At 38.6% G+C, this 26,613-nt stretch carries 28 protein-coding genes, 1 pseudogene and 1 riboswitch; of the genes and pseudogenes, 18 read left to right on the forward strand and 11 right to left on the reverse strand.

The window, feature by feature from the left end:
- Positions 1-13 precede the first annotated feature (13 nt).
- Positions 14-667 carry a hypothetical protein gene (locus LAV82_RS24145; protein ID WP_013055070.1) on the reverse strand — a complete coding sequence of 218 codons (654 nt, stop codon included), beginning with the start codon at positions 665-667 and terminating at the stop codon, positions 14-16.
- Positions 668-881: 214 nt separating this feature from the next.
- Between LAV82_RS24145 and LAV82_RS24150 the strand changes: the two genes are divergently transcribed.
- The 7 genes from LAV82_RS24150 (at position 882) to LAV82_RS24180 (ending at position 7,807) form a co-directional block, all read left to right on the forward strand.
- A complete protein-coding gene (locus tag LAV82_RS24150; protein WP_499717137.1) occupies positions 882-1,403 on the forward strand; it encodes a M15 family metallopeptidase in 522 nt (173 codons plus the stop codon).
- A 475-nt stretch (positions 1,404-1,878) separates the two neighbouring features.
- Entirely contained in the window at positions 1,879-2,607 is a 729-nt protein-coding gene (locus tag LAV82_RS24155) for an amino acid ABC transporter ATP-binding protein (protein ID WP_013055072.1), read from the forward strand.
- A gap of 21 nt (positions 2,608-2,628) precedes the next feature.
- Entirely contained in the window at positions 2,629-3,444 is an 816-nt protein-coding gene (locus LAV82_RS24160) for a transporter substrate-binding domain-containing protein (RefSeq protein WP_013055073.1), read from the forward strand.
- 74 nt (positions 3,445-3,518) lie between these two features.
- Complete coding sequence (locus LAV82_RS24165; protein WP_013055074.1) at positions 3,519-4,157, forward strand: amino acid ABC transporter permease; 639 nt, start codon at positions 3,519-3,521, stop codon at positions 4,155-4,157.
- A gap of 14 nt (positions 4,158-4,171) precedes the next feature.
- Positions 4,172-4,822: an amino acid ABC transporter permease gene (locus LAV82_RS24170; RefSeq protein WP_013055075.1), complete on the forward strand. Its 651-nt coding sequence runs from the start codon at positions 4,172-4,174 to the stop codon at positions 4,820-4,822.
- A gap of 223 nt (positions 4,823-5,045) precedes the next feature.
- Complete coding sequence (locus LAV82_RS24175) at positions 5,046-6,401, forward strand: amino acid permease (RefSeq protein WP_499717138.1); 1,356 nt, start codon at positions 5,046-5,048, stop codon at positions 6,399-6,401.
- A gap of 128 nt (positions 6,402-6,529) precedes the next feature.
- On the forward strand, positions 6,530-7,807 hold the full coding sequence (locus tag LAV82_RS24180; RefSeq protein ID WP_013055077.1) for a DUF445 domain-containing protein: 1,278 nt from the start codon (positions 6,530-6,532) through the stop codon (positions 7,805-7,807).
- Positions 7,808-7,845: 38 nt separating this feature from the next.
- On the opposite strand, the gene LAV82_RS24185 is transcribed toward LAV82_RS24180, so the two are convergent.
- The 4 genes from LAV82_RS24185 to LAV82_RS24200 all read right to left on the reverse strand — a co-directional run bounded on the left by LAV82_RS24185 (position 7,846) and on the right by LAV82_RS24200 (position 11,248).
- The gene (locus tag LAV82_RS24185) at positions 7,846-8,385 is read right to left on the reverse strand and encodes a PepSY domain-containing protein (RefSeq protein WP_328254959.1); all 540 of its coding nucleotides are present in this window, start codon (positions 8,383-8,385) and stop codon (positions 7,846-7,848) included.
- A 133-nt stretch (positions 8,386-8,518) separates the two neighbouring features.
- Entirely contained in the window at positions 8,519-9,094 is a 576-nt protein-coding gene (locus LAV82_RS24190; RefSeq protein ID WP_013055079.1) for a PepSY domain-containing protein, read from the reverse strand.
- Positions 9,095-9,166: 72 nt separating this feature from the next.
- Positions 9,167-10,513, reverse strand: coding sequence for an ATP-binding protein (locus tag LAV82_RS24195; RefSeq protein ID WP_328254957.1), 1,347 nt, complete (start codon positions 10,511-10,513; stop codon positions 9,167-9,169).
- Between the two features lie 3 nt (positions 10,514-10,516).
- Positions 10,517-11,248: a response regulator transcription factor gene (locus LAV82_RS24200; protein ID WP_274609602.1), complete on the reverse strand. Its 732-nt coding sequence runs from the start codon at positions 11,246-11,248 to the stop codon at positions 10,517-10,519.
- Positions 11,249-11,400: 152 nt separating this feature from the next.
- On the opposite strand from LAV82_RS24200, the gene LAV82_RS24205 reads away from it, so the two are divergent.
- The 4 genes from LAV82_RS24205 (at position 11,401) to LAV82_RS24220 (ending at position 15,178) form a co-directional block, all read left to right on the forward strand.
- Positions 11,401-11,994 carry a phosphatase PAP2 family protein gene (locus tag LAV82_RS24205; protein WP_328254956.1) on the forward strand — a complete coding sequence of 198 codons (594 nt, stop codon included), beginning with the start codon at positions 11,401-11,403 and terminating at the stop codon, positions 11,992-11,994.
- Between the two features lie 152 nt (positions 11,995-12,146).
- Complete coding sequence (locus tag LAV82_RS24210; RefSeq protein WP_013055083.1) at positions 12,147-12,566, forward strand: organic hydroperoxide resistance protein; 420 nt, start codon at positions 12,147-12,149, stop codon at positions 12,564-12,566.
- A gap of 105 nt (positions 12,567-12,671) precedes the next feature.
- Positions 12,672-12,854, forward strand: a riboswitch (cobalamin riboswitch).
- Positions 12,855-12,987: 133 nt separating this feature from the next.
- On the forward strand, positions 12,988-13,785 hold the full coding sequence (locus tag LAV82_RS24215) for a HoxN/HupN/NixA family nickel/cobalt transporter (protein ID WP_013055084.1): 798 nt from the start codon (positions 12,988-12,990) through the stop codon (positions 13,783-13,785).
- A gap of 229 nt (positions 13,786-14,014) precedes the next feature.
- Positions 14,015-15,178, forward strand: coding sequence for a M20/M25/M40 family metallo-hydrolase (locus LAV82_RS24220; RefSeq protein ID WP_328254955.1), 1,164 nt, complete (start codon positions 14,015-14,017; stop codon positions 15,176-15,178).
- Between the two features lie 69 nt (positions 15,179-15,247).
- Here the strand turns inward: LAV82_RS24220 and LAV82_RS24225 are convergent, their stop codons facing one another.
- Positions 15,248-15,670 carry a DoxX family protein gene (locus LAV82_RS24225; RefSeq protein WP_025601701.1) on the reverse strand — a complete coding sequence of 141 codons (423 nt, stop codon included), beginning with the start codon at positions 15,668-15,670 and terminating at the stop codon, positions 15,248-15,250.
- A gap of 305 nt (positions 15,671-15,975) precedes the next feature.
- Between LAV82_RS24225 and LAV82_RS24230 the strand changes: the two genes are divergently transcribed.
- The gene (locus LAV82_RS24230; protein WP_013055087.1) at positions 15,976-16,500 is read left to right on the forward strand and encodes a type 1 glutamine amidotransferase domain-containing protein; all 525 of its coding nucleotides are present in this window, start codon (positions 15,976-15,978) and stop codon (positions 16,498-16,500) included.
- A gap of 45 nt (positions 16,501-16,545) precedes the next feature.
- On the opposite strand, the gene LAV82_RS24235 is transcribed toward LAV82_RS24230, so the two are convergent.
- Positions 16,546-16,785: a hypothetical protein gene (locus tag LAV82_RS24235; protein WP_013055088.1), complete on the reverse strand. Its 240-nt coding sequence runs from the start codon at positions 16,783-16,785 to the stop codon at positions 16,546-16,548.
- 346 nt (positions 16,786-17,131) lie between these two features.
- Here LAV82_RS24235 and LAV82_RS24240 point away from each other — a divergent pair, with 346 nt between their 5' ends.
- Positions 17,132-17,620: a DinB family protein gene (locus LAV82_RS24240; protein ID WP_025601698.1), complete on the forward strand. Its 489-nt coding sequence runs from the start codon at positions 17,132-17,134 to the stop codon at positions 17,618-17,620.
- A gap of 26 nt (positions 17,621-17,646) precedes the next feature.
- Here the strand turns inward: LAV82_RS24240 and LAV82_RS24245 are convergent, their stop codons facing one another.
- Positions 17,647-18,399 (reverse strand): lipase family protein, encoded by a 753-nt coding sequence (locus LAV82_RS24245; protein ID WP_035439339.1) that lies wholly within the window; start codon positions 18,397-18,399, stop codon positions 17,647-17,649.
- A gap of 253 nt (positions 18,400-18,652) precedes the next feature.
- On the opposite strand from LAV82_RS24245, the gene LAV82_RS24250 reads away from it, so the two are divergent.
- The gene (locus LAV82_RS24250; protein ID WP_499717139.1) at positions 18,653-20,107 is read left to right on the forward strand and encodes an alanine/glycine:cation symporter family protein; all 1,455 of its coding nucleotides are present in this window, start codon (positions 18,653-18,655) and stop codon (positions 20,105-20,107) included.
- A 32-nt stretch (positions 20,108-20,139) separates the two neighbouring features.
- Here LAV82_RS24250 and LAV82_RS24255 read toward each other — a convergent pair whose 3' ends face one another.
- Positions 20,140-21,195 carry an aromatic acid exporter family protein gene (locus LAV82_RS24255; protein WP_499717140.1) on the reverse strand — a complete coding sequence of 352 codons (1,056 nt, stop codon included), beginning with the start codon at positions 21,193-21,195 and terminating at the stop codon, positions 20,140-20,142.
- 145 nt (positions 21,196-21,340) lie between these two features.
- Between LAV82_RS24255 and LAV82_RS24260 the strand changes: the two genes are divergently transcribed.
- Positions 21,341-22,507 carry a M20 family metallopeptidase gene (locus tag LAV82_RS24260; protein ID WP_211078835.1) on the forward strand — a complete coding sequence of 389 codons (1,167 nt, stop codon included), beginning with the start codon at positions 21,341-21,343 and terminating at the stop codon, positions 22,505-22,507.
- Between the two features lie 54 nt (positions 22,508-22,561).
- Here LAV82_RS24260 and LAV82_RS24265 read toward each other — a convergent pair whose 3' ends face one another.
- Positions 22,562-23,017 carry a ferritin-like domain-containing protein gene (locus LAV82_RS24265; protein WP_013055094.1) on the reverse strand — a complete coding sequence of 152 codons (456 nt, stop codon included), beginning with the start codon at positions 23,015-23,017 and terminating at the stop codon, positions 22,562-22,564.
- A 151-nt stretch (positions 23,018-23,168) separates the two neighbouring features.
- On the opposite strand from LAV82_RS24265, the gene corA reads away from it, so the two are divergent.
- The 3 genes and pseudogenes from corA to LAV82_RS24280 all read left to right on the forward strand — a co-directional run.
- Positions 23,169-24,134 (forward strand): magnesium/cobalt transporter CorA, encoded by a 966-nt coding sequence (gene corA, locus LAV82_RS24270; RefSeq protein ID WP_057275216.1) that lies wholly within the window; start codon positions 23,169-23,171, stop codon positions 24,132-24,134.
- Between the two features lie 154 nt (positions 24,135-24,288).
- Positions 24,289-25,875: a DcuS/MalK family sensor histidine kinase gene (gene dcuS / locus LAV82_RS24275; RefSeq protein ID WP_328254962.1), complete on the forward strand. Its 1,587-nt coding sequence runs from the start codon at positions 24,289-24,291 to the stop codon at positions 25,873-25,875.
- A pseudogene (locus tag LAV82_RS24280) lies at positions 25,868-26,200 on the forward strand (response regulator); the annotation flags it as partial. The gene dcuS and the pseudogene LAV82_RS24280, both read left to right, overlap by 8 nt.
- Before the next feature lie 241 nt (positions 26,201-26,441).
- Here the strand turns inward: LAV82_RS24280 and LAV82_RS24285 are convergent.
- Entirely contained in the window at positions 26,442-26,591 is a 150-nt protein-coding gene (locus tag LAV82_RS24285) for a DUF952 domain-containing protein (RefSeq protein ID WP_372585240.1), read from the reverse strand.
- Between the last annotated feature and the right edge of the window lie 22 nt (positions 26,592-26,613).

Raw genomic sequence — 26,613 nt, forward strand, 5'->3', positions numbered from 1 at the left:
GTAGCTTTTTTAGTTATTGAGCTTTGTGCTCGTGATTTTCAAACGGCATTGTAACGCCAAGATTTTGTATTTCTTTTTTTGCATTTTCCAAAATGGTTTCAGCTTTCGCTTTTGTTTCAGCATCTACCCCGCTTAGAAAATCTTTCTTTTTAGCAGGAAAATTCACGCCAAGTTCTTTTAATTTGGCTTTCGCTTGTTCTTTAGTCAGCGTGCCGTCGCGAAACTGATCCATAATAGCTTTCGCTTTTTTCTTTGTAGCCGCATCTAAATTGTTAAAAGGACCGCCTCTATGTTCAGGAAAATTCACGCCAAGTTCTTTTAATTTGGCTTCCGCTTGTTCTTTAGTCAGCGTGCCGTCGCGAAGCTGATCCATAATAGCTTTCGCTTTTTTCTTCGTAGCCGCATCTAGATTGCTGAAGGGGCCGTCTTTGTGCTGAGGCAAGTTTACGCCGAGTTTTTGTAATTTTTCCTGTGCTTTTTTCATAATATCATCAACTTTTTGTTGTGTTGCATCATCCGTATTTGTTGTACTGCCATTTGTTCGCTCTACAACTGTTGAAGAGCTTGTTTCATCTTTGCTGGCTGCAAATGCCGTGGAGTTTGCAGCGGCCATAACTCCTAGTGTTAAACCGCTTGCCATGATATAACCGAATAGTTTCTTTTTCATGCTGTTGTCACTCCTTAAAAGTTATAGGGGTGTGGTACAGAGCTGTCCACAATTGTTAATGTAACCACCAATAGTGAAAAAATGGTGAAAATAGATAAAAAACGAAAAAATATAGACGTTTGTTGAACACTACAGCTCTTTTATTGGATAACAAAATGAAATTCGATATGATTTTATCTAAACAACAGCAAAAAAGAATGGAGACTTTATATAGATGAACGTTCTTAAAAAATTGGGAATAGCTTTGATAGTTACGATAGCGGTAAGCCTGGTATTTTTGTTTCGCGATGAGTTAAAGCCAGGTCCAACGCTAGAAGATTTTTCAGGAGCAACTGATTTGCATCCTGTCGTAGAAGAAAAGAAAAATAAACTTGTTCAACAAGCAAGTGACCAAGGAATCTCGATTGTCATTACGGAAGGTTTCCGTTCAAAAGAAGAACAAGATAAGCTTTATGCAAAAGGCAGGACGGAAGAAGGCAATATTGTTACCTATTCAAAGGGCGGCCAGTCTTATCATAACTATGGACTAGCTATTGATTTTGCTATTCAGTTAAAAGACGGACGAGTTATTTGGGACATGGAATATGACGGTAATAATAACAATCAGTCTGATTGGATGGAGGTTGTAGATATCGCAAAAAATTTAGGATTCGAATGGGGAGGAGATTGGCAAGGGTTTAAAGACTATCCACATTTTCAGATGATTCTGGAAAATATAAAAGACCACACACGCTAATAAAGCGTGTTTTTTTTAGAGGGATAATACAATTTCACTATATCTATGTCAGAACCTCTAACACGAATAGAAGCTTGTATTTTCTTTTTTGTTAATTTACCGTTAAGAGAATTATATATATTAATATAATAAAGATATAGACGGATAATTAGAAAGAGGGGTGATTAGAGAGAACTGCCCCCTAAAAATGAAAGACAATTCGTATAAAGATATGCGTTAACTAATATAATCTATTGATTAAGCTTATACAAGTACCTTCAGCCTAGCGAACGTATGCTTACATATCGGCAAATGCCAACAAAGCCTTTTATTTTTCTAGCATATTTTATTTGGAGATAGTTCATTTTGATTACAAAAAAGAGATAATTTGTCAACTGTTGACTTTGCTTTAAGGGTAAGAATATAATTTTTAATATATTTTAAATATTTTAAAAATTTAAATATTTATTGTTGTTCGCAAATTAGGAGGGGGAAAATGATTGTTTTTGACGGAGTGAATAAATATTACGGTGATTTTCACGTATTAAAAGATATCAATTTAACAATTGAAAAAGGTGAAGTTGTCGTCGTAATTGGACCTTCGGGTTCAGGTAAAAGCACGATGCTGCGATGCATAAATTATTTAGAAACAATATCTAACGGACAGTTAACGGTAAATAATATATTGGTCGCGGATAAAAAAACAAATATTAATAAACTGCGCCGCAATATAGGTATGGTGTTTCAACATTTTTATTTATATCCGCATAAAACAGTTTTAGAAAATATCACTTTAGCACCTATGAAAGTATTGGGACAGTCGTCAGAAGAAGCTAAGAAGACAGCCCTATACTATTTAGATAAAGTCGGAATCGGTGAAAAAGCTAACGCCTACCCATCCCAGCTGTCAGGCGGCCAGCAGCAGCGTGTAGCTATTGCGAGGGGACTTGCGATGAAGCCAGAAATTATGCTTTTTGATGAGCCTACCTCTGCTCTTGATCCAGAAATGATTGGAGAAGTGCTGGATGTCATGAAAACATTGGCTAAAGAAGGAATGACCATGGTAGTTGTAACTCATGAAATGGGGTTTGCAAAAGAAGTAGCGGACCGCATTGTATTTATGGATCAAGGAAAAATCTTAGAAGAGGCAACTCCGGCTGAGTTTTACGAAAACCCGCAAGAAGAAAGGGCACGTTTATTTCTTAGCCGTATTTTAAATCATTAATTGTTTAATAGGGGGAGTAATATGAAGAAATCAAAAACGTTTTTAAAGGCAGCTGTGCTTTCATTAGCAGCGGCTATGATGTTAGCAGCTTGCGGAGGGAAAAGTGAAGAAACGAGTGGATCATCAGCTAAAAAAGATGCGCTCACTGAAATCAAAGACCGAGGGAAAATCGTCATTGGAGTTAAAAATGATACGCGTTTGTTTGGCTTAAAGAATCCAAAGACGGGTGAAGTAGAAGGTTTTGATGTTGATATTTCTAAGCAGCTGGCTAAAGAGATTTTAGGCGATGAAAACAAGGTAGAATTTAAAGAAGTTACGTCCAAAACAAGGGTTCCTCTTCTTCAAAAAGGAGATATTGATGCTGTTGTTGCAACAATGACTATTACAGATGAACGTAAAAAAGAAGTAGACTTTACGGATGTATATTTCCAAGCTGGACAGTCTCTGCTTGTGAAAAAAGGCAGTAAAATTAAAAGCGTTGATGATTTGAAGAAAGGTACTAAAGTGTTGGCTGTTAAAGGATCAACTTCAGCTATTAATATTCGCGAAAAAGCACCAGAGACAACGGTATTAGAGTTTGAAAACTATGCAGAAGCATTTACAGCTTTAAAATCTAAGCAAGGAGATGCTTTAACAACTGATGATGCTATTCTTTATGGAATGGCTGATGAAGATCCTTCTTATGAATTGGTAGGAAAGCCGTTCACAGAAGAGCCTTATGGCATTGCTGTGAAAAAAGGAAACAAAGAGCTGGTAGATGCCTTAAACGATGCGCTTAAAAAGATAAAAGACTCTGGAAAATATGATGAAATTCACGACAAGTGGATCAAACAATAAGCGTACAGTTTTCTTTTCTCAGGATGAGCAGCATTATGCTCATCCTGCTTGTTTAGTTGAAAGGAGGAAGAAAATTGCTGGATTTTTCAATTCTGACGAACAATATGGATCTTTATTTAGAAGGTTTTAAGTACACCATTATCGCCAGTCTGATTGCTTTAGTGGCCAGCTTTGTACTTGGCACGATCATTGCGGTAATGCGAATAGCCCCTCTCAAAATAGTAAATGTAATTGGTACGGTCTATGTAGAGTTCATTCGAAATATTCCCCTTGTGGTTATCGTCTTTTTTATTTTTATTGTGGCGGGAATCAGCGGTACAGCTGCCGGAGTGCTGGGACTAACTATTTATACGGCAGCTTTTATAGCCGAAGCCATACGAGCGGGAATTATGGCTGTTCCAAAAGGGCAGCTTGAAGCGGCACGTTCATCGGGCCTTACGTACGGTCAGGCGATGCGGTTCATTATATTGCCTCAAGCCATTAAAATCGTCATTCCTCCTCTTGGAAATCAATTCATTAATTTAGTCAAAAACTCATCCGTGTTAGGGATTGTTGCTGGTTTTGATTTAATGTATCAGGCAGATCTTGTTTCCTCTCAAACTTACGTAGTGTTTGATGTGTATATTTTTGTGGCTCTGTTCTATTTAGTTCTAACCATTCCGTTAAGCTTAGGAGTTGGTTATCTTGAGAAACGTCTAGGTAAAACAAGCTGAAAGGAGTGAAAGTGATGGATTTTATGGGTGCTTATTCTCCTGATCACCTTTCCTTCTTAATGGAAGGATTTTGGGTCACTTTAAAAGTGGCATTCATTTCGATTGTGTTAAGTTTTCTTATTGGAAGTATAGTAGGTATTTTAAGGTATGCCCGCATTCCAGTTCTGTCTCATGTACTCGCTTTTGTCGTAGAAATTATCCGAAATTTGCCGCTGCTTTTAATCATCTTTTTTACATACTTTGCTTTACCTGAAATCGGAATTGATATGGAAATTACGTCAGCAGCGATTGTGGCCCTCACTGTATTTGAATCTGCTATGATTTCAGAAATTATCCGAAGCGGATTGAAATCAATTGAAAAAGGACAAATCGAAGCGGCGCGTTCATCAGGTTTAAACTATTATCAAACGCTTCGTTTCGTTGTGCTGCCTCAAGCTTTGCGGAGAATGGTACCTCCTTTAGTTAGTCAATTTATTTCCTTATTAAAAGATACGTCGCTTGCAGTAGTGATCGCACTTCCTGATTTGCTGCATAACGCTCAAATCATTTACGGACAGAAACAAAGTTACGTAGTCCCAATGTTTTTGATCATCGCGATGATGTATTTTATTGTAAACTATGCTTTATCCATCATTGCAAGAAGACTAGAAGTCAAAAGGGTGTAGATACTCTTTTGACTTTATTTTTGGAAAATAAATAACATTGACAATGTATTAATTCAACGCATAAAATGACTAAAGTAACAGTGGTAAAATCAGATCATTTTTATTCATCATAGAGAAGAAAAACAGTGTTGGTTCACCCCCTACTGAATATCCGGTAGGGGTTTTTGCGCAAGAAGTGATTTGGTTAAACTAACACGTAGAATGAACAGAAGGGACGGGCATCATGGAAAAACAAGATCAAAATTTAAAAAAAGGTCTGTTGCCTCGTCATGTGCAGCTCATTGCACTTGCCGGTATGATTGGGACAGGTATTTTTAAAGGTAGTGCTGATACGCTAGGTATTGCAGGACCAAGTGTTGTACTGGCGTATTTATTTGGCGGTCTTATCTTATTTATTGTAATGACAGCATTGGCGGAGATGGCAATTGTCTATCCGAATATGAACGTACAAAATTTAGTGCATAAGGCATTCGGTACGCAAACCTCTTTTATTGTAGGGTGGCTGTACTGGGTGAACTGGATTGTCGTGACAGTTGTTGAACTGCTTGCGGGAGGAAGCTTTTTGAAGTTTTGGTTCCCTTCTGTACCTCTTTGGCTCTTAAGCTTTCTCTGTGCAGTGCTGATTGTAGGGATGAATTTATTTCAAGTTAAGTATTACGGAGAAATTGAGTTTTGGTTTGCCGGTATTAAAGTAATTGCTCTTACCGCTTTTATCATTTTGGGAGCTTTCATTTTATTCGGTGTGATTCCAAGTGATGTGCAAAACCCCTGGGCAAATTATACGGCTCATGGAGGCTTTTTCCCTCACGGCATGAGCGGTGTGCTGAGTGCCTTTTTAATTGTGATGTTCTCTTACGGCGGAGCTGAATTAATTGGTGTGGCCGTAACGGAAACAAAAGATGTGAAAAACGTGTTACCGAAAGTGATCAAAGGCACAGTATGGCGGGTGATTGGCTTTTATATTTTGCCTATTTTAATTATTTGCGGCCTTATGCCCTGGAATTCTGTATCAGGACAAGACAGTCCATTTGTGCAAGTGTTTAGTATCACCGGACTGCCGGGTGCGGCTCATATTATGAACTTCGTTTTATTAACGGCCGTTTTATCAGCAGCGAATTCAGGGATGTATGCAACTTCGCGTACGCTCTATGCTATGGCTCAAAGCGGAGAAGCATCAAAGCGCTTCTTGAAAGTTTCGAAAAACGGTATTCCGATTAATGGTTTGATGATTACGGCTGTTTGTATTTTAATGGGTGTGTTTTTAGCTTATAAAACACCGGATAATGTAATTAGTTATTTAATGACCATTCCCGGCTTCACGATTATTCTTATTTGGGTAAGCATTTGTTTAGCTCAATTAAAGCTGCGTAAAGGGTATAAAGAAAAGCCGTTTTTCGCATTAAAGTGGTTTCCTTATACAACGCTCTTTGCAACAGCAGCACTGCTTGTTATTTTTGTATCATTTATGTTTAACAAAAACAATGTGATTGGATCCAGTGTATGTACGGTTATCTTGGTCGTACTCCTCATTTTTTCATTTATTAATAAAAGTCGAAAAGAAAAAAAGTTTGAAGTATAGCAAAAAGGCAATATACTAGAAAGACGAGGGTAAAAGCTTGTCTTTCTTTTTTTTGCGGAAATTTCTGTATCACGTTACATATTTCTAGATGAAATGTTTAGTTAAATAAATAAAGGATGAGGACTACAATGGAATCAAATAATGTATTTACAACAAATCCAAAGAAGAAATCAAAGCACTTAGCCGTGATTTCTTTGGCGATTATGGGAGTGGGCTTCGTTGCCACAATGCCTTTTGGTGATTCAATTTGGGGTCGGTTGCTTCAAGGTGGGTTCGAAGCTGGATTAGTCGGCGGATTAGCGGATTGGTTTGCCGTTACGGCTCTTTTTCGTCACCCTTTAGGCATTCCTATTCCACACACTGCGCTGCTTCCTAAAAACAGACAGCGTATTACAAGAGGGCTAGTCTCAACCCTTGAAAACGACTGGCTGTCAAAAGAAAGTATTCAAGAAAAAGTAAAAAGAATTGCGTTTACACAGCGTTTGCTTCCGATTGTTCGAAAAGGTGTTCATTCGGAAACGATTCAACAAAAAGGAACCGCACTGCTTGTTGATGCGATTAATCGTGTGGATACAGAGAAAGTCGTTCCTATTATTGAAAAAGAGCTCAAATCATCGCTTTCAGCAATAGAGTTAAAGCCTATTGTGCATTCGATTGTTGGAGAAGTGGTGAAAAATCAGTATGATGAAAAAGCGCTTGATGTTCTTTTAAATAAAGGGGAGAGCTGGATTAAAAAAGAAGAAACGCAGTATCAGCTCGGAAGTATTGCTAAAAATGCGCTTGATAATATTGAGCTTGATGGTATTTTACAATTTGCTCTCAAATCATTTCAAAGCATGATTAATGAAGAGAAGCTAGGGTCTATTTTGCAAAATTTATTGCTTTCTATTACAGGGCGTCTTCGTAACGAAGAGGATGAATACCGCCTTGCTTTGGTAAACGGAATTAGAAAAGAGCTGCAAGGCTTGGAGCAGAATGAAGAACTTCTTGAAAAATTAGAAGCATGGAAACAAAAAACGATTAATGAATTAAACGTAACGAATAAATTAACAGAAATCGTCGATAAAATGAAAGCGAAAGTGATAGCATTCATTGAAAGCCCTGAATTTATGAAAAGCTACGCCGTTCCTTACGTAGAGAGCTGGCTGAATGCTCTTGAAGAGGATGTACAGCGTCAAGAAGCAATTGATACGGCTATTCAAAAGCAAATCATGAGCTTTGTAGACGAGAATCATTCGAAAATTGGACAGCTTGTTCAAGAAAACTTAGATAAATTAGATGATGAAACACTTGTGGATATGATGGAAAACAATGTCGGAAAAGATTTGCAGTGGATTCGAGTGAACGGAGCTCTATGTGGATTCTTAATTGGTATTGTATTAACGGTTATTAAATTAGCGGTATAAAAAAAGAAGCACGCTCCTTTTGGAGTGTGCTTTTTCTATTAATCATCTATTTCTACACTGATCACGCCGCCGTTTTTGGCATCTACTAAAACAGTTGCTTCACGTTTATCGGCTGTGTCAATTTCAATTTCATATACTAAACGGTTGTTTTCTTGGTCTAGATCCGTTTCATTGACGGTTCCTTTAGCGCTCTTTAAAGCTGTTTTTATCGCTTGATCTAATGAAATAGCAGGGGAAACGTTTTGAAGTTCCTCTTCTTTCTCATCTTCACCGTCTTTTTGCTCTTCATCAAATTCAATGATTTTACCGCTGCTGCTGTCAATGTCTACATCGTATTCTTTATTACCTTTTGTGATGTCTACTTCATATTGTTTAACGCCGTCATCTACGGCTAATTGGATATTTGTAATGTCGCCGCCATCTGTTTTTTGAAGGGCAATGTCTTTTGCCTTTGCTTCTTCAATCGTTGTGGTTTGCTTCTTATCATTGCTTTTGGACTGGTCTGTCATTGCGTATGCGCTTGCACCTAATCCACCGACTAGTACTGCACTGGCTAAAACGGTTGTAATAACTTTCATATGTTATGGCCTCCTCGATTGGTTGTTAAGACTATCTTAGCTAATGAACTTTAAAGGAAAAGAAGAAGAAGTTTAAAATTTTCTTAGAAATAAATAAAAATGGATAAAAAAAGCACAGCTTTCCGCTGTACTTTTAATCATCGTCATTTTCATAGGTGATGGAATCTACATGTCCGGAGTAAGCATTTATCATCACTTTAGCTTCTCTTGTTTTAGACTGATCAATTTCGACTTCGTAAAAGGTTTGGCCTTCTTCCTCTTCTATTTCAACTGAAGAAAACGTTCCTTTTACTTTTTGTAAAGCAATGTCTCTTGCTTGTTCCATTGAAATGAGAGGCTCGTCGGATGTAGGAGAAACTGGTGGTTGCTCGCTCTTCTTTTGCTCTTCTTCTGTATTATTTTTAGTTTGAGTAGACGTTTGTTTCTCTACTTTTTGTTTGATTAATGACTGGACTTCTCCATTTTCTCCATTTACTGTGATGTGGTATGGAATATCATCTTTAAGCAAAGTGATTCGATAAATCGGTTCATCATCTTTTTGAGAAAAGCTTGCATTTTCAATAGTGCCGCCATATTTTTGCTGAATCATACTGCTGACGTCAGATTCGGATAAAAGTGTATCAGGACGATTCACTGCTTTTGCTATTCCGTAAAAGCAAGCTGAACCAACAGCAAGAAAAATAAGTATAAAAAGCACCGTTTTCTTCATACATTCACCTCCAGTATCCTAAAAAGTAGTATAGCAGGCAATTCTTAAAAATCTCTAAGAAAAGGCGAAAAATCAAAGAGGAAAGGAAACCGTTACTGATGTCCCTTTTCCTTCTTGGCTGTTAATCTCAATACGCCCGCTATGAGCTTCTACAATCTTTCGAGCAATGGATAATCCAAGTCCAGAACCACCGGTTTCTCGATTTCTTGCTTTATCTACGCGAAAAAAGCGTTCATACACGTTTGATAAGTCTTCTTTTGGAATACCAATTCCTTGATCTGTGACCGTAATCATAAAACTTTTGCTTCTTGTTATGGTTACCTCTACCGCTTTTTCACTATATTTAATGGCATTATCTAAGAGGATGTACAGCAGCTGCTTTAAGCGTTTTTCATCCGCTGTTACGACGGGATGATCCGTTTTTATATTTAAATAGATGGTTCGTTCAAAGGCTTGTTCTAGATGCTTGATTGTTTGGTTACAGACGGCCGCCGCATCTACGTGTTCCATGTGAAGCTCCCACTGCGACTCATCTTTCGCAAGCACCAGCATTTGAGACGTAAGCTGTTTCATGCGTAAAGACTCAGAGTGAATAGCTTCGATGGCTTCTTCTAAAATATCCGGCCGCTTCATTCCCCAGCGTTTTAGCATATTGGCATAGCTTTCTACAACGGTCAGGGGTGTTTTTAATTCATGAGAAGCATCGGATACGAACTGCTCTTGCTTTTTATAGTTTTCCTCTAATAAATCCATCATATTATTGAAGGTGCTGGCCATTTGATCTAACTCATCTTTAGAAGGAGAAGAGAGGTCAATTTTTTTGAATGTGCGAGACACTTGAATTTCTTCCATAGTATGAATAAGAGATTTGATAGGCCGCAAAATAATTTTACTTAAAAGCCGTCCGGCAAATATAGTTGGAATTAATATAACAAGAGAGGCAATGAGCAAGATAAATTTTAATGTCTGCAGAGATTGTTCCACATCTGCCAGTTGTTCCGTGACTTCCAAAGAAACAACTTCACTGTTCGTCCAAATGACAGGGGTGTGTGAAATCGCGTATAGATGGCCGTCATCTTCTTTGATGCTTGTTTGTTCATTTGAATAATAGGAATAAGGTAAGTCCTGAAGCTCTTTCGTTTGATCCGTAACGGATACAACTAAAGGACTGCCGGATTTAGGTAAAATACGAATCATCCCGTTAGGAGGCAAATAGGCACGAAGCAAATTGGATTGTTTAACCGTCGCACTTGTTTGCTTTAGCCCATTTGTTACATTGCTTGTTTCTGCTTGCAAACGTTCAATTGCGTTGTCTTCCATGGTCTTCTTGAAAATGAAGTAAATCGAACTGTTTGCAATTACTAGTAAAATAAAAAGCAGCGCAGTTGATGTAAGAATAATCTTTGTTTGTAGTTTCATAAGCTACTCCTTCAGCATGTAGCCAACGCCGCGCACTGTTTGAATGTAAGGAGTTGAAAATGAAGCATCAATCTTTTTACGTAAATAACGAATGTATACGTATACAATATTTGTGTCTCCGTAATAATCAAATCCCCAAACGTTTGTAAGAAGCTGTTCAAAGCTCAGCACTTGATTTTTGTTTTGAAGCATATAGACAAGCAAATCATATTCTTTAGGAGTCAGCTCAATAGCTTCATTTTCACGCGTAACTTCTCGCGTTTTTTCGTTAACGACTAAATTGCCTAGTTGAAGAGTGGCCGTTTCTTGTTCAGCAGGCGATGTTGATGCAGGATGGCGAAGCCATACGCGAATGCGTGCAAAAAGCTCTTCAATTTGAAAAGGCTTTGTAATATAGTCGTTCGCTCCTAAATCTAGTCCGCTTACCTTATCAGGAAGGGCGTCCCGAGCGGTTAATAAGATAACGGGCGTTTGAGCATCATTTGCTCGAATGCGACGAAGTACTTCGAGTCCGCTCAGTTCAGGAAGCATCACATCTAAAAGCAGCAAATCCCAATCGTGTTCTTGAAACTCTGCCAATCCTTCTGTTCCAGTGTAAGCCATGCCGGTTTCGTACCCTTCATGTTCAAGCTCGAGCTGAATTAAACGAGCAATTTTGCGCTCATCTTCTACAATTAAAATTCTGCCTTTACTCAACAAAAATTCCCCCTTGTGTCTATGTATAGTTGCGTACATTATAGCACGGACAGATTCGGGGTGTATAAATGGTAAGGAAATCAATAGTTATTTACTAAATATATCATCAATAGCCCGAGAAATAATGTTCATTTTCTCAAGAAACTGATAAGATAGCTAATGACATTTAAAAATAAGAAAGGATTTCGATTATGTTATCAGCTATCAATTCAGTAGATTATACCATTTTCCAGGCGGTGAATCAGTATGCCTCACACGTAAAGCCTCTAGATTCGCTGATGGTATTCTTTGCAGATTATGCCCAGTATGTACTTATCGTTTTACTCGGCTTGTTTTTACTTATTAATAAAAACGGCAGCCGTGTTGTAGCATTTCAAGCTTTATGTGCTTGTGCCACAGGAGTCATTATCAATAAAGTGATTAGTTTATTTGCTTATCGAGATCGTCCGTTTATCTCTCACCACGTGAATCAGCTTATTGATCACGCCGCAAATTCTTCATTTCCAAGCGATCATGCTACATCTGCATTAGTTATCACTTTTACCATTTGGCTGCATTTCAAACGTTCAGGGCGCATGTGGGTTGTCATGGGCGTACTCATTGCCTTTTCACGCGTATGGGTTGGCGTTCATTATCCATTCGATGTGTTAACAGGAGCCGTTTTAGGCTGCGTGCTGGCGCTGTTTATTCATTATGTTATTTTTAATACGAAACTGATGAGGGCTATTACCAACTTGTCTATTTTTCGAAAATCAGCTTATGACGAACAGTCTCAATATTATTAAGAAAAAGTCGCAAATAAGCGGCTTTTTTTATTGGGAAATTTTTAATGTATTTAATACTTGTTTTTTAAAATTAAATTGTGTACAATTAAATTACAGAAACGATAAATAAAAAACTTTTAATAAAATTAACGAAAAAGAGGAGAGGTTTATACATGAAAGCTTTATATGAAACAACAGTCGTTAACACAGGTGGAAGAACAGGAGAAGTTCACTCTTTAGATAACATCTTTAACTTAGACGTTGCAACACCTCCAGCGCTTGGTGGAGAAGCAACAACAGCAACAAACCCAGAGCAGCTGTTTGCAGCTGGATACAGTGCTTGTTTCAACAGCGCGTTAGAATTTATGTTGAAAAAACATAACGTAGAAATCAAAAGCAGTGAAGTAAAAGCTACTGTTCAGCTGCTTCCTGATAAAGCTGATCAAGGAGTGAAAATTGGAGTAGCGCTTGAAGCTCATATCGAAGGCTTAGATTTAGAAACAGCGAAAAAATATGTAGACCTAGCTCACTCATACTGCCCGTATTCAAAAGCAATCAGCGGTAACGTAGACGTAACGGTAGAAGTAGTTTAATTGCTTTAAAAAGCCCTGCTAAGCATGTAAAGCTTAGTAGGGCTTTTTTATTTGAATTTTCTCTATTCATTTGTAAGAGGTACTAGTATAATGAGGAAGAAAATGAATCATTCGCACAGTTTAGGTGCTCTTACATAGCGTAAGAGGTAACAGGGAATCGAGTGCAAATCTCGAGCGGTCCAGCCACTGTAAGCAGGGAGTTTTCTATCTTATCGTCACTCAAAACGGGGAAGGCGGTAGAAAATGATGATCTCAAGCCAGGAGACCTACCTATTCTGTACACTTGACTCTTCTAGGAAAGAGGCGGTGTATCAAGGTACGCAGTGAGCAATTGCTGTTTATTTTCATATGCCGACACAGCCTCAATTTCTATAGAATTGAGGCTTTTTTACGTTTTATTTTTAAAAAAGGAGTGTAGGAAATGGAAGGTTTATCAGTTTTTTTACTTGTCTTTTTATTAGGAATCAGGCACGGATTGGATGCAGATCACTTAGCCTTTATTGATGGCCAGACTCGATATAATTGGCGAATGGGCAGCCGTTTTGCCCCTTGGGTCGGAACGCTGTTTTCACTAGGTCACGGAGGAATGGTGGCCGTCACGGCCGGAGTGCTGGGCGTGGTGATGAAGAATTTTACGTTTCCATCGTATTTCGATCATTTTGCATCTTGGGTATCCATTATCTCTCTCTTTCTAATCGGGACATTAAACACATATCATTTGCTTCGAACCAAAAATAAAGAGGAAGAGTTTCAGCTGAGCGGGTTAAAAGGAAAGTTTATTCCGAAAATCGCAAAAGGAACAACGAATCCTTTTTTAATTATTCTTGTAGGAGCATTGTTCGCTTTAGCAGCCGAAACGGTCAGTCAAACGGCCGTGTGGTCTCTAGCTGTAGGGAACGCAGGCAAGTATACGCCGCTTTTGTTAGGACTAGTGTTTATGTTTGGTATGATGCTTACAGATACAATCGATTCGATGATTGTACATAAAATGGTGAATGAATCGAGTAAATTTGGACAATCTGCTTCCCGCTTGATGGGCTGGGTTATTGTTGTCCTCGCGTATGGTGTGTCATTCTATTTAGCATTCACTTTCTTTAACCCATGGGCCGAAGTAAACTTTGAAATGGTTGGCGTTATTCTGTTTATTTTTTTAGTGTCTATGTTTGTTTTTGTGAGTGTGAAGTCAAAAGGGAAAAATATTAAAATAAATGTCAATTAGTCAAACGAAAGCTTTAATCTGTTGAAGATTGAAGCTTTTTTGTATGAATTTGTTGAAGTTTATGGCTATTTTCGGTCGGTTATGAATAAGTTAAAGTATTATCTGTATTTAAAGGATGGAAAATTGTCTGAAAACCATTATAATTAAGGATAATTTAAGGTCGTTATGTGAAACGTAGAACATAGTTATACGTACGATAAATAAAAGCATTTAATGCAAGCAGCAGGGGTTGTTTGGAGGAGGAATTGATTTGAGTCAGGTAATGGTAGAACAAAGCGTGTTTAGTTATTTAAAAGAACACGAACAAGAGATGCTTGAAGATTTAGTTGGATTTGTGAAAAAAGAATCGCCGTCCTACAGTAAAGAGTTAGTAGATCAGTGTGGAATGTATTTAACGCAGCTGTTTCATAAACGGTTAGGGGTAGGATACGAAATCATAGAAGAAAAAGAAGTAGGAAACCATTTGAAATTTACGATTGGAAAAGGAGAAAAGCAGCTTTTAATTATCGGTCACTTTGACACGGTATGGGAAAAGGGAAGGCTGAGTCTAAGAACAGAGGGAAACAAGCTGTACGGTCCGGGAATTTTAGACATGAAAGGCGGCATTGTGCAATCTATATGGGCGATTAAAGCGATTCAAGAGCTTGGCTTATCGCTCGATAAAAAAATTGTGTTTTTCTGCAATTCGGATGAAGAGATTGGGTCAATTTCTTCTAAAAAATACATTGAAGAAGAAGCACAAAGAAGTGAAGCAGTGCTAGTAGCGGAACCGGCGGTGGCGGGTTCAGGCGCGTTAAAAACGTCGCGCAAAGGAGCGGGAATTTTCACCGTAAAAGCATGGGGACGAGCAGCACACGCGGGTAATCACCACAAAGAAGGAATCAATGCGATTGAAGAGCTGGCGCGCCAAGTGATTTTCTTGCAGGGCTTAACAGATTATGAAAAAGGCACAACGGTGAACGTTGGGACATTTACGGGAGGCAGCGGTACAAATGTAGTGCCGGAATATGCAGAAGCGCACGTGGATTTACGTGTTTCTACAGAAGAAGAAGCAAAACGCATGACGGATATTATTTTGAATTTAACACCCATTTTAAAAGGGATTAAGCTCGAAGTAACGGGAGGAATGAATCGTCCTCCGATGGTCAAGTCTAAACAAACGGAAGAGCTATTTGAATGTGCTCAATCAATCGCGGCCAAACTGGGTATGAAATTGGAAGAAGCAGCTGTGGGCGGCGGAAGTGATGGCAATTTTACAGCGGCCATTGGTGTTCCCACGTTGGATGGATTAGGAGCATGCGGAAAAGGAATACATGCGGAATATGAACATATTCAAATTGATACGTTGTCCGAGCGTTCTTCTTTATTTGCCAATTTGCTGCTGCAAATATAAAAAAAGCCCGCCTTAAACGGCGGGGACTAATCTGAAAGCTTATATTGGGAGAGTATAAGCTTTCTTTTTTTATTTACTGCTTTCTTCTTGAAGAGAAAAGGCAGTTTCTTTCTTTTTGAATACCACTGCATCAAGAGCAAGGAACTGGCTTCCTGCAAGAAATAAGTGAGCAGACATGGCAATTAAGGCAATATCAAACTCAAACCCGCCAACAAATCCGCTTTTAAGCTTGGCTGTAAAAATGGCGCCAAGCATAACTGCCACAAATAAAGCAGATACAACTCTTGTTGCTAGGCCAAGAATAATAAGAACCCCCCCTACAAGTTCAATGGTTGCAACAATATATGCCATGAAACCAGGGATTCCTAAGCTATCGAAGAACCCTACTGTATTTTCAATCCCGCCTTGCCATTTTTGAAAGCCGTGTACTAAAAATGTAAAACCTAATACTAAACGAATAATAAGTGAACCAATTTCGACGTTTTTATTCACTTTACTTCCTCCTTTAAGTGTATTTGAAAAACACTACATTATGTAGTGTAAAAGCCCGAAAAAAGAAATGTAGTAATTAAATCAGAAAGTCTTTCTTATTTGGATAATTTTACAACATTATGAACATCACACTACACATTGTAGTGTGATGTTTGTCCCCAGTCAAGTGAAAATATAAAATTAGACCATTTGGCATACAAAAATTTTCTGAAGAGCACTTGAAAAATCCTTTAATTATGTACAAGTTAGTCCCTTATTTTCAATCTTATTCTCCAACATGCTATACTGATGGCGGAGGTGTTACGATGCGTTTAGAAAATAAAAGAGTTATTGCGCTTGTTAGTGCAGACTTTGAAGATCTAGAACTATGGTATCCAGTGATGCGTCTTCGAGAAGAAGGAGCAGAAGTACATTTAGTTGGAGAAAAAGCAAACGAAACGTACATGGGGAAATACGGTGTTCCAGCCGTATCGGACTACGCTTTTAAAGATGTTGATCCAGCTGAATATGACGCTATTTTAGTACCTGGAGGCTGGGCGCCGGATAAACTACGCCGCTACCCTGAAGTAATTGAAATGGTTCGTCATATGGATGAACAGCAAAAGCCAATCGGCCAAATCTGCCATGCAGGATGGGTATTAATCTCTGCAAAAATCTTAGATGGCCGAAACGTAACAAGTACGCCAGGAATCAAAGATGATATGGAAAATGCGGGAGCTATTTGGCATGATGAAGCAGTCGTAATCGACGGTCACATCATCTCAAGCCGCCGTCCGCCAGACCTTCCTCCTTATGCAAAAGCATTTGCTGATGTACTAGCAGAGCAATAAGAAAAAGCCGAAACCAGTGTGGTTTCGGCTTTTTTGTAAGATCCGCTAAAAAAGAAATGATAAAGTAAATAAAAAACCATCATTAAAAAAGCGAGCAGATGCATCTGCTCGCTTTTGTTCGTGTTTCTTATCAGTAACTTGCTTTTGCAAGTGTAAAAACAAAATGATTACTTTCTTTATAAAATCCATGATTACGGTTTTTGTATGTTTCGTTGTTGTTAGGGCACAATTAGCATTGATTGTGCTTGCATGGATTTCATCCATTGCCGCGGTTTGTTTTTCCACATGATCGATTAACCTAAACGACGCAAGCCCTACCTCTCTTGCATCCTTACGGCTCCGAAGCCGATCCAGTGTGAATAAGTTTTGTTCAAAGACATGTGTCGAATGCCAGTATTTTTACCTTGCATTGTACGATACATCCTTTCAAGTTACTTTCACTATGTCCAGCTCTTAAAGAAAAGCCAGAAATCTAAATATAACACCTCAGTTGATCTATGTCAAATAGAAAATATGATTTTTTCACGTGAAACAATTGCAGCTAAAACATGGTTAAGTAAAGGGATATCCTTTTTATATAGAAGAGTTTTTTGATACGATAAGCTAGAGGAATCCTAGAGGAGGATTAAATATGAATAAAAATGAACAGTTTCGAAATGACGTATTGAGCAGTGTAGAATCATTAACATATGAACAATTAAATCAACAGCCAGCATCTAATACATGGAGCGTTATGCAAGTATTAGAACATTTATATTTGATGGAGCGCATGATTGTTTCACGTGTAAAGGATCAGTTAGAAAACGGTGTGGATCAGCCGACTGAAGATAAGCCGTTTCATTTAGCGGTAGACCGTTCACGGAAAGTAGATGCACCGGCTCAAGTTACGCCTTCTAATGAAAAGCAGACATTAGAAGAAATGAAGAGTAAGCTGGCAGAATCAAGAGCGGCTTTAATAGAGCTAGAAGAAACAGCAAGTGAAGACAAGCTAAAGCAAAAATCATTTCCACACCCTGTATTTGGGTTAATGGATTTAAAGCAGTGGATTGATTTTATTGGCTATCATGAAAAGCGTCATCAAGAACAAATAGAAGAAATCAAAGCAGCAATTGGTGCATAAAAAAAACAGGCAGTCCGCCTGTTTTTTTATTTTTGGACCAAAATAGGATAGTCCGACATCATCCAAATACCAACACTGTATGTTTGGGGATTATGGTTCCCTACGGTAGAGCCTGTTTGAATCGTAAACGAGAGTTGCAGAGGATCCTGATCGTAATAAATTGTTTGCTTGGTGGAAGGGGAATAAAGGCGCTTCGGCGGGATTTTAGGAACCGTATCCGTTGTGTTAACAAAACAGCGGCTATTTGAAACAAGATTTGTGTATGTTTGAACGAATTGAGGATCACCTACTCGAGGAGCTCCGTAGTTGTACATTGTAACTTCTGGAAAAGATGCGTTTGTGGCGACATCTAAGGCATGAAGAACAGCGAGTGCGCCACCTAGGCTATGCCCCGTTATATAAAGTGGCTTGGGGGCAAGGGACTGATACGTTTCAAAAATTTCATCACGGCATGATTCGTAAACGGCTAAAAAACCTTCGTGGACGAGACCGGCTTGTTGATTGTATGGATAAGGGCGCTGCCTAATGCGAGCATCAGCAATCCAGTCTGCCTCAGATTGAGTTCCTCGAAAGGCAATTACGATAGAGTCATCAGATTCTAAAATAAAACCAAACCATTCTTGCACCCCTACGGCAGAAGCTTTAAACGATTTAATAAGCCGGTAGCCTTCAGGTACATCAAATGTGCCTCCCTGTGCGTATTGCTTATAAGCTAAGACGCACGCATAAAGAAGGTCTAGAGCTAAAGGACGATAAAATAAAGGCTCTATTCTCATCATTGTTTTTCACACCTTCTAATAGAAAATAACTCCTACAGCCTATGTGTTCCTGATAAGAAAGGTGCAGATATCTCTCTTTTGAAGGCGATAATTACGGAATATAAACGGTTTATCGTTGGATGTTTTTGAGGATTTTATAAGTTTTTTGTGTATTTTAACTAAAAATGAGTTTTAATTTAGAGTTTTATTGTTAAAATTTATAATTTAACTTATAATTTAAAATAGTCTGAATATAAAATAAGGGGGTTATCGTTTGGAGCAATTTGTAACGAGTATGAATAATGTGCTATGGAGCACACCTGTTATTTATGGGTGTCTTGCGATCGGCCTGTTTTTCTCAATTTTAACGAGGTTTTTGCAGGTAAGACACTTAAAAGACATGGTTATGCTGATGTTTCAGGGTAAAAGCTCAGAAGCAGGAGTTTCTTCCTTCCAAGCCCTGTCTTTAGCGCTGTCGGGACGAGTCGGAACAGGAAACATTGCTGGAGTTGCAACAGCTATCGCTTTTGGAGGTCCAGGAGCTGTATTTTGGATGTGGGCAGTTGCTTTTATTGGTGCTTCTAGTGCATTCATCGAATCAACACTTGCTCAAATTTATAAAGTTAAACAAGATGGCCAATATCGAGGTGGTCCAGCGTACTACATTGAAAAAGGAACAGGTATGAAATGGTATGGCATTTTATTTGCTATTGCAGCACTTGTTGCAATGAGTATCTTAATGCCGGGCGTTCAGTCTAACTCCATCGCGCTTGGCATCGACAACGCATTTGGCGTTAGTCCAACGGTTACAGCAGTAGGATTAGTTATTATTCTTGCTTTTATTATCTTTGGAGGCGTTAAGCGTATTGCAGGAGTGGCCCAATTCGTTGTACCTTTTATGGCACTTGGGTATATTATTTTAGCTCTTATTATTATTGCCATGAACATTTCCGAGTTGCCGGGAGTTATCGCTCTTATTTTTAAAAGTGCTTTTGCATTAGATTCTGCTTTTGGAGGAATCGTTGGTTTAGCTGTTTCTTGGGGAGTTAAGCGCGGTATTTATTCAAACGAAGCAGGGCAAGGAACAGGTGCACACGCAGCAGCTGCAGCAGAAGTTTCACACCCAGTGAAACAAGGTCTTGTACAAGCTTTTTCGGTTTATATTGATACACTGTTCGTTTGTTCAGCGACAGCGTTTATGATTTTATTTACAGGCATGTACAATACGGAAGGACCAGGCGGTTCATTTATTATTTCAAATCTACCGGGTGTAGAAGCAGGACCTGGATTTACACAAGCTGCTATTGAAACAGTGTTGCCGGGGTTCGGAGCTGGCTTCGTGGCAGTTGCCCTATTCTTTTTCGCGTTTACAACGATCATGGCTTATTATTACATTGCTGAAACAAATATTGCTTACCTAACTCGCGGAAAGAACGGAAAGTGGGCTATGTTTGCATTAAAGCTTGTCCTTCTAGGAGCTACGTTCTACGGCTCAGTTAAACAAGCATCACTAGCTTGGGCGTTAGGAGATGTCGGGCTTGGTATCATGGTATGGCTAAATTTAATTGCTATCTTAATTTTAGCTAAGCCTGCGTTAGTTGCATTAAAAGACTATGAAGCTCAGAAAAAACAAGGGGTAGACCCTGTATTTGATCCTGTTAAGCTGGGAATTAAAAATGCAGACTACTGGGAGAAAGAATATAAGAAAGATGAGTCACAAGTTTCGTAAACAAGAAAATCCTCACATATGTGAGGATTTTTTTATGAAGAAAGTGAGACAGATGAGTTATTTAAATTATATCGATCCTTCAAACAATGAATACGGTGTAGTTCTTCAAGCAGATGGTGAATTGCAAGCAGTTCGTAAAGCATTGTTGTTTCTGTTGAAAAAGGGTGATCCCCTCTATTTTCCTCCTGCTTATGTGCCCAAAACCTTTGTTTTAAAGTCAAAACAAGCGTTTGATGCTGCAAAGAGCTTTTATATTGTTCATTTTGTAAGACATTATGAAAGGAAGTGAATGTATCCCATATTACTTGATTCCTTGCACTTTGCAGCTGATGAGCAGGCAAGTAAATTAAATTGCCAATATGGTAGACAAGCTGCCTCATAAGAGAAAGTTTCTTATATTCATAGTGGAATTTTCTCATAGCTGTACGAGTGAAATGATGAAACTTCCATTCTTTTCGCTGATACTCACAAAGCGTCTCAATTTTTTCAATTTCAGCGGAAAGCTGCTGAAATTGAAGCTTTGTTTGTTTATGACAAGCATGTACTTGGGAAAGTTCGCTTCCTCTTTGCTGTAAAACGCTGCTCATTTGTTTTGGGAGATTTTGAATTTTCCTCGTAATAATCGGTGTATAATTAGGAGGAAGAACGATGATATTCACAAGTGAAGAAGTAAGCAGCCCAATACTGGTGGTCGCTAACCGAATTAAAAACGAGATGAAATAATGATCGTGCACAATCGTCAGCATAGCCACCCCTGTTAGCGTGGCAACGAGTGTTCCGGCATGCAAACGCAATTTAGAACAGGATATAATAGTAGAAACAGCAACAAGCATATAGGTAAGCGGCGTCACTCCTAATAGAAATGTATAAAGCATGGCAAAAGCAGCTCCGATTGCTGAAGCAGGAAAGCGGATGAAAGCTTTTTTAATAGAATCGGCAGCTGTTGGTTCAATCGTAACAATAGCTGTAATAACAGCGAGCATATACGGCCAGCCAATGGACTGGCAAATGAGCGCAGTTAAAAAAACGGCAATGCCTGTTTTAATAATACGACCGCCTAAAAAATTGAATTTTTTTATGTTAATCATTATGCATACCTTCTTTAAAACAGTTAGTAATTTAATTATAAGGCATATTAAGGTGATAGGAAAACCCGTCTTAAAAACTAGCTTTTTAAAAAAACGAATAAATATACTATAATTTGTTTAAATATTTAAAAGAGGAGTACAACTAATGAAACAATTAATAAATGAAACAATTAATAACTTACAGGATACATTTTATGAGGTAAGCAAATATATTGGGCAAAATCCTGAGCTTGGTCACGAAGAATTCAAAGCGTGCAAAGCATTAACGGATGTTTTAAAAGAACAAGGGTTCACAGTTGAAATTGGTACATGTGACTTGCCAACGGCTTTTACTGCTGTTTATGACAGTCAAAAGCCAGGTCCGTCGATTGGGTTTATGGCTGAGTACGATGCTTTGCCGGATCTCGGACATGCATGCGGACATAACTTAATTGGAACCATGTCGATTGCAGCTGGTATTGGTCTTAGTAAAGCAGTTGCAGAAACAGGCGGTAAAGTATACGTATATGGAACGCCTGCAGAGGAAACACGAGGCGGCAAAGTAACGATGGCCGAGCAAGGCATTTTTAATCATTTAGACGTAGCTATGATGGTACACCCTTATTACTGCCACCAAAAAAGCGGACGTTCTCTTGCGATGGATGCCATTCAATTTGAGTTCTTCGGAAAATCCGCGCACGCAGCAGCTGCTCCTCATGAAGGAATCAACGCGTTAGACGGCGTATTACAAACGTTCAACAGCATTAATGCGCTTCGCCAGCACGTGAAGCCGGATGTACGCATTCATGGAGTGATTACAGAGGGAGGCAAGGCGGCCAACGTTGTACCGGATTATGCAGTAGCACAATTTTATGTCCGCGCTTCAACTCGTGCATATGTAAGTGAAGTGACAGAGAAGGTGAAGGCATGTGCAAACGGCGCTGCTCTAGCCACGGGAACAAAATTAAAAATCTCAAACTATGAGTTTTCTTATGATGATATGCAAACGAATCAAACATTATCCGATGTCTATACAAATAATCTCATCTCATTAGGCGTGAGCGAACAAAGCATTACGGAAGACCAAGGCGATCATGGATCTTTAGATATGGGGAATGTAAGTCAGGTTGTTCCGGCTATTCATCCGTATATTCAAATTTGTGATGATTATTTTGTTTGTCATACGCACGAATTTAGAGAAGCAGCTTTAAGTGAGCAAGGAAGAGAAGCAATGATACTTGGGGCACAAACAATGGCATTAACAGGGTATGACGTATTAACAAATCAAACGCTGCTCCAAAAGATCAAAGAAGAATTTAATGCTACAAAGTAAGAGATAATGATAAAACCATACCAAATAATACGCTTGCGATTGCAAGCGTATTATTTAGTATGAGAAGCGGGACTGAATGGTTTGGAAAATTTGACCGTGGCGCTGTTCATCGCTCGCAGCTCGAACAATGCGGCTTTGAATTCGAGCATTTGTGATTCTTCTAGCGATTGATTGATAAAATGGAACGGTTTCTACTTCATCTTTAATGGATTCAGAGACCCCTTCTTGAAAAGTATTTGGCAGTTTTATGTTTAATGAAATCTGTGGGTAGCTGCCTGATAAATCATAATAGGCTTTAGAAAACCAGTCAAAGTGTTTAATTTCATCCTGCCGAATACCTAATATAGCTTGTTGAAACTGATTATTAGGAGCCAGTTCTGCTAAGCGTGTATAGTAGTGAATAGCGGAAAACTCATCGCTTACAGCTTTGTTTATATCTCTTAGAAGCTGTTCGTCTAGTCTTGTATCATCTTCCCAATATTCTTCATGCCGGGAGTAAAATTCATACATATGGATATACCTCCTCACCGTTTTGTTCTCTTGTCGTCACCATCATCGTATGTATAGACGAGAAAAGGCGTACATTAAAAGAAAAAAGTTTAATAAAATGGTAAAAAGGGTATGTGCAGAGAATAGTATCAAAAAAGACAGAGGTTATCTTATGATTAAAATTGTAGCTAAAACCAAAGAAGGAGCTATTAAAGAAATAGAAATGAATGAGATTCGTTCAAGGCATGACTTTCAATGGTATTGGGTTGATTTTTACAATCCCACCGAGGAAGAAAAAAAGCAGCTTGAACAATTTAATTTTCATCCTTTAGCAGTTGAGGACTGTTTAAATCAAGGTCAGCGCGCTAAATTTGAGTTGTATGATGAGCATTATTTTTTAGTCTATTATGCACTTCATAAAGAAGAGCTTGAGCACTTAGAAGTATCTGCGTTCGTAGGAGATAACTTTTTAGTCACTTACCATATGGATAAGCTAACGAGCGTGGCTAGGGTGTGGGAGCTTATTAAAAAAGACCCTGAAGCTACCGAAGATGGAACATGGGATATCATGTATGAACTCTTAGATCATACCGTTGACGAATACTTCCCCGTGCTTTATAAATTTGAAGATCACATAGACGACATTGAAGACAATGCAAAAGACGAACCTATGGATGAATTAATGAGGCAGCTTTATGACATCCGAAGTGACTTGTCACGAATGCGCCGCATTTTAAACCCCATGAGAGATTTAATGTATCGTATTATGTCAACTAATGCGTTAAAAGCAAAAGAGCAGGTTCGCTATTTTAATGATATTTATGACCACTTATTAAATATGATTGAAATTATGCAGGCGAGCAGGGATTTGTCAAATGATATTCGAGAAAGCTTTATGTCCATTAACTCGGATCGTATGAATTCAATTATGTTTACGCTAACGCTTATGTCAGCTATTTTCTTACCGTTGACGTTTATTGCTGGTCTCTATGGCATGAACTTTTCATATATGCCGGAACTGACGGGGAAATATAATTATTTTATTGTACTTGGCATTATGATTGGGCTTGTAGGCGTAATGGTCTTTGCCTTTTATAAAATGGGATGGTTCAAATATCGAAAAGGACCTAAACTATAAAGTAGATTGTTAACCTTCCTGTATAAATGTTAATCAACTCAGTAAAACTGAAATTAAATAAGCGAAGATCTTATCTGACTCTAGATAAGATCTTTTTCTTGTGCTATAAACAAGAAAAGCAGGGAAGCGAGGGAAGAATGTGAAACACGGAAGAATGGGGCTGCGAAGCATCACGGTGCTGCTTGTATGCATGGTGGTGATTCTATCGCTATTGTTAACGGATTTATTAGTTAGCAGTTCAATTGGAAAAAATATTCGAGATCAACAGGCTGAAAAAGCTCGGACTATTGCTACGATTATTTCAGAATCAACGAACGTGAAAGAAGGACTAGAGACAAAAACACCTCAGTCAATTCAAGAATTCACTAAACGAATTCGTAAAAAATCAAGCGTCTTGTTTATCGTTGTTATGGATATGAATGGAATTCGCCAATCTCACCCAGATCCTAAAAAGATAGGAAAGAGGTTTGCCGGAGGAGATGAGCAAAAATCATTGCACGGAAAATCTTATGTATCTGTATCAAAAGGAACGCTCGATAAATCTCTGCGCGCTTTTGCACCTATTTATAATGAAAAAAATCAACAAATTGGCGCAGTAGCTGTGGGGATTTCTTTGAATAATGTAAATGAAGCAATTAGAGAAGGGCATCGCCGAATTGTTTTAGGTTCATTAATTGGTTTACTTGTAGGCGTTCTTGGTGCTATTTTATTAGCGAATTACATAAAGAAAATTTTATTTGGCTTGGAACCTTCTGAAATCGCTAAAATTCTAGAAGAGAGAAGCACCATGCTGCAGTCGGTTCGTGAAGGAGTGATAGCTGTTGATAAAGAAGGTAATATTACACTTGCTAATCGTTCTGCACGCCGCTTATTTGTTAAAGCAGGGTTAGCACCAGAGCCAATCGGTTTGTCTATTCGAGAATATATGCCCACCTCCAGGTTGGACGACGTTTTGTCTACGGGGGAATCTCATTACGATGAAGAGCAAGTCATAAATGGAGTAGCCATTGTGGTTAACAGGGTTCCGCTAGTAGTAAACGAAGAGATTGTAGGGGCACTTTCTACGTTTCGGGATAAAACAGAAGTTAACATCTTAGCAGAACAGCTAACAGGTGTTAAAATGTATGTGGAAGCGCTTCGAGCACAATCGCATGAATTTATGAATAAACTTCATGTGATTTTAGGAATGGTGCAGATGAATTATTATGATGAGCTAAAAACGTATATTCATCAGCTTGTTAATCACCGTGTCGATGAATCTAGTTCAGTGACTAAATCTATTAAAGATCATGCGTTGGCAGGGTTCCTCATGGGCAAAATGAGTTATGCTAGAGAGGAAAGCGTAGAACTGACGTTTTCCGCTGATGAAGTTATTCCAGAACCTTCAGATCCACAAGTTACTCATCATCTCATTACCATTATTGGAAATTTAATTGATAATGCAATTGATTCAGTTTGTCATCAAGCCTCTAAAAAAGTGTCCGTTATGCTTGTGTATAAAAACAATAAACTTACGATTCAAGTCACGGATACAGGCTGCGGCATTCCTTCCGATACAATGAATCAGATTTTCAAGAAAGGCTTTTCTACAAAAGGCACGAGCAGAGGGTTTGGGCTGCATTTAGTGAAGCAAACGATTGATGAACTAGGTGGCCAAATCGTCATTGACTCATTTATAAATAGCGGTACCACATTCTATATTGATATTCCGTACGAAACAAGGAGAGATCAAGTTGATTAAAGTATTAATTGTTGAAGACGACCCAATGGTTGCTCAGTTTAATCAGAAGTACATTGAAGAGATAGAGGGGTTTACAGTGGTCGCTGTTGCTCATTCGGGTCATGAAGCCTTGGTGAAGGTAAATGAATATCAAGTTGATTTAGTGCTGCTTGATGTCTTTATGCCTGGACAAAATGGTTTGAAAGTTTTACAAGAGATTCGAACAAAACAAGAGGAAATAGATGTCATTTTTATCACCGCTGCTTCGGATGCCCAAACGATTCAGCAAGCTCTACGCTACGGAGCGATTGATTATTTGATTAAGCCTTTTACATTTGAACGCTTTTATCAAGCACTTTCGGCTTACAAACAAACATTTCGTACGTTAAAACAGCAACCTCAGCTTAATCAACAGGAATTAGACGGGCTGCTGTCTAATAAAAAAATAAAAGAAGCTCCGTTAGAGCCGTTGCCTAAGGGTTTAACGACAGGAACATTAGAAGTTATCGTAGAAGCCATTGAGCATCTTAAAGATCACCCTTTTTCGACTGATGATGTAGCTGAAAAAACGGGAATTTCAAGAGTGTCTATTCGGAAATATTTAAAATTTCTAACAGATATAGGTCTTCTTGGAGAAAGAATGACTTATGGCACAATAGGACGACCTGTGTATGCGTACTTATACAATGAACAAAACCGTCACTTGCTGCATCACTACCTCGTTGACTTTGAAAAATAAAGAGATTGACCTGTCAGAGA

The organism is Bacillus sp. ILBB4 (assembly GCF_035064545.1).
GTDB lineage: Bacteria > Bacillota > Bacilli > Bacillales > Bacillaceae_H > Priestia.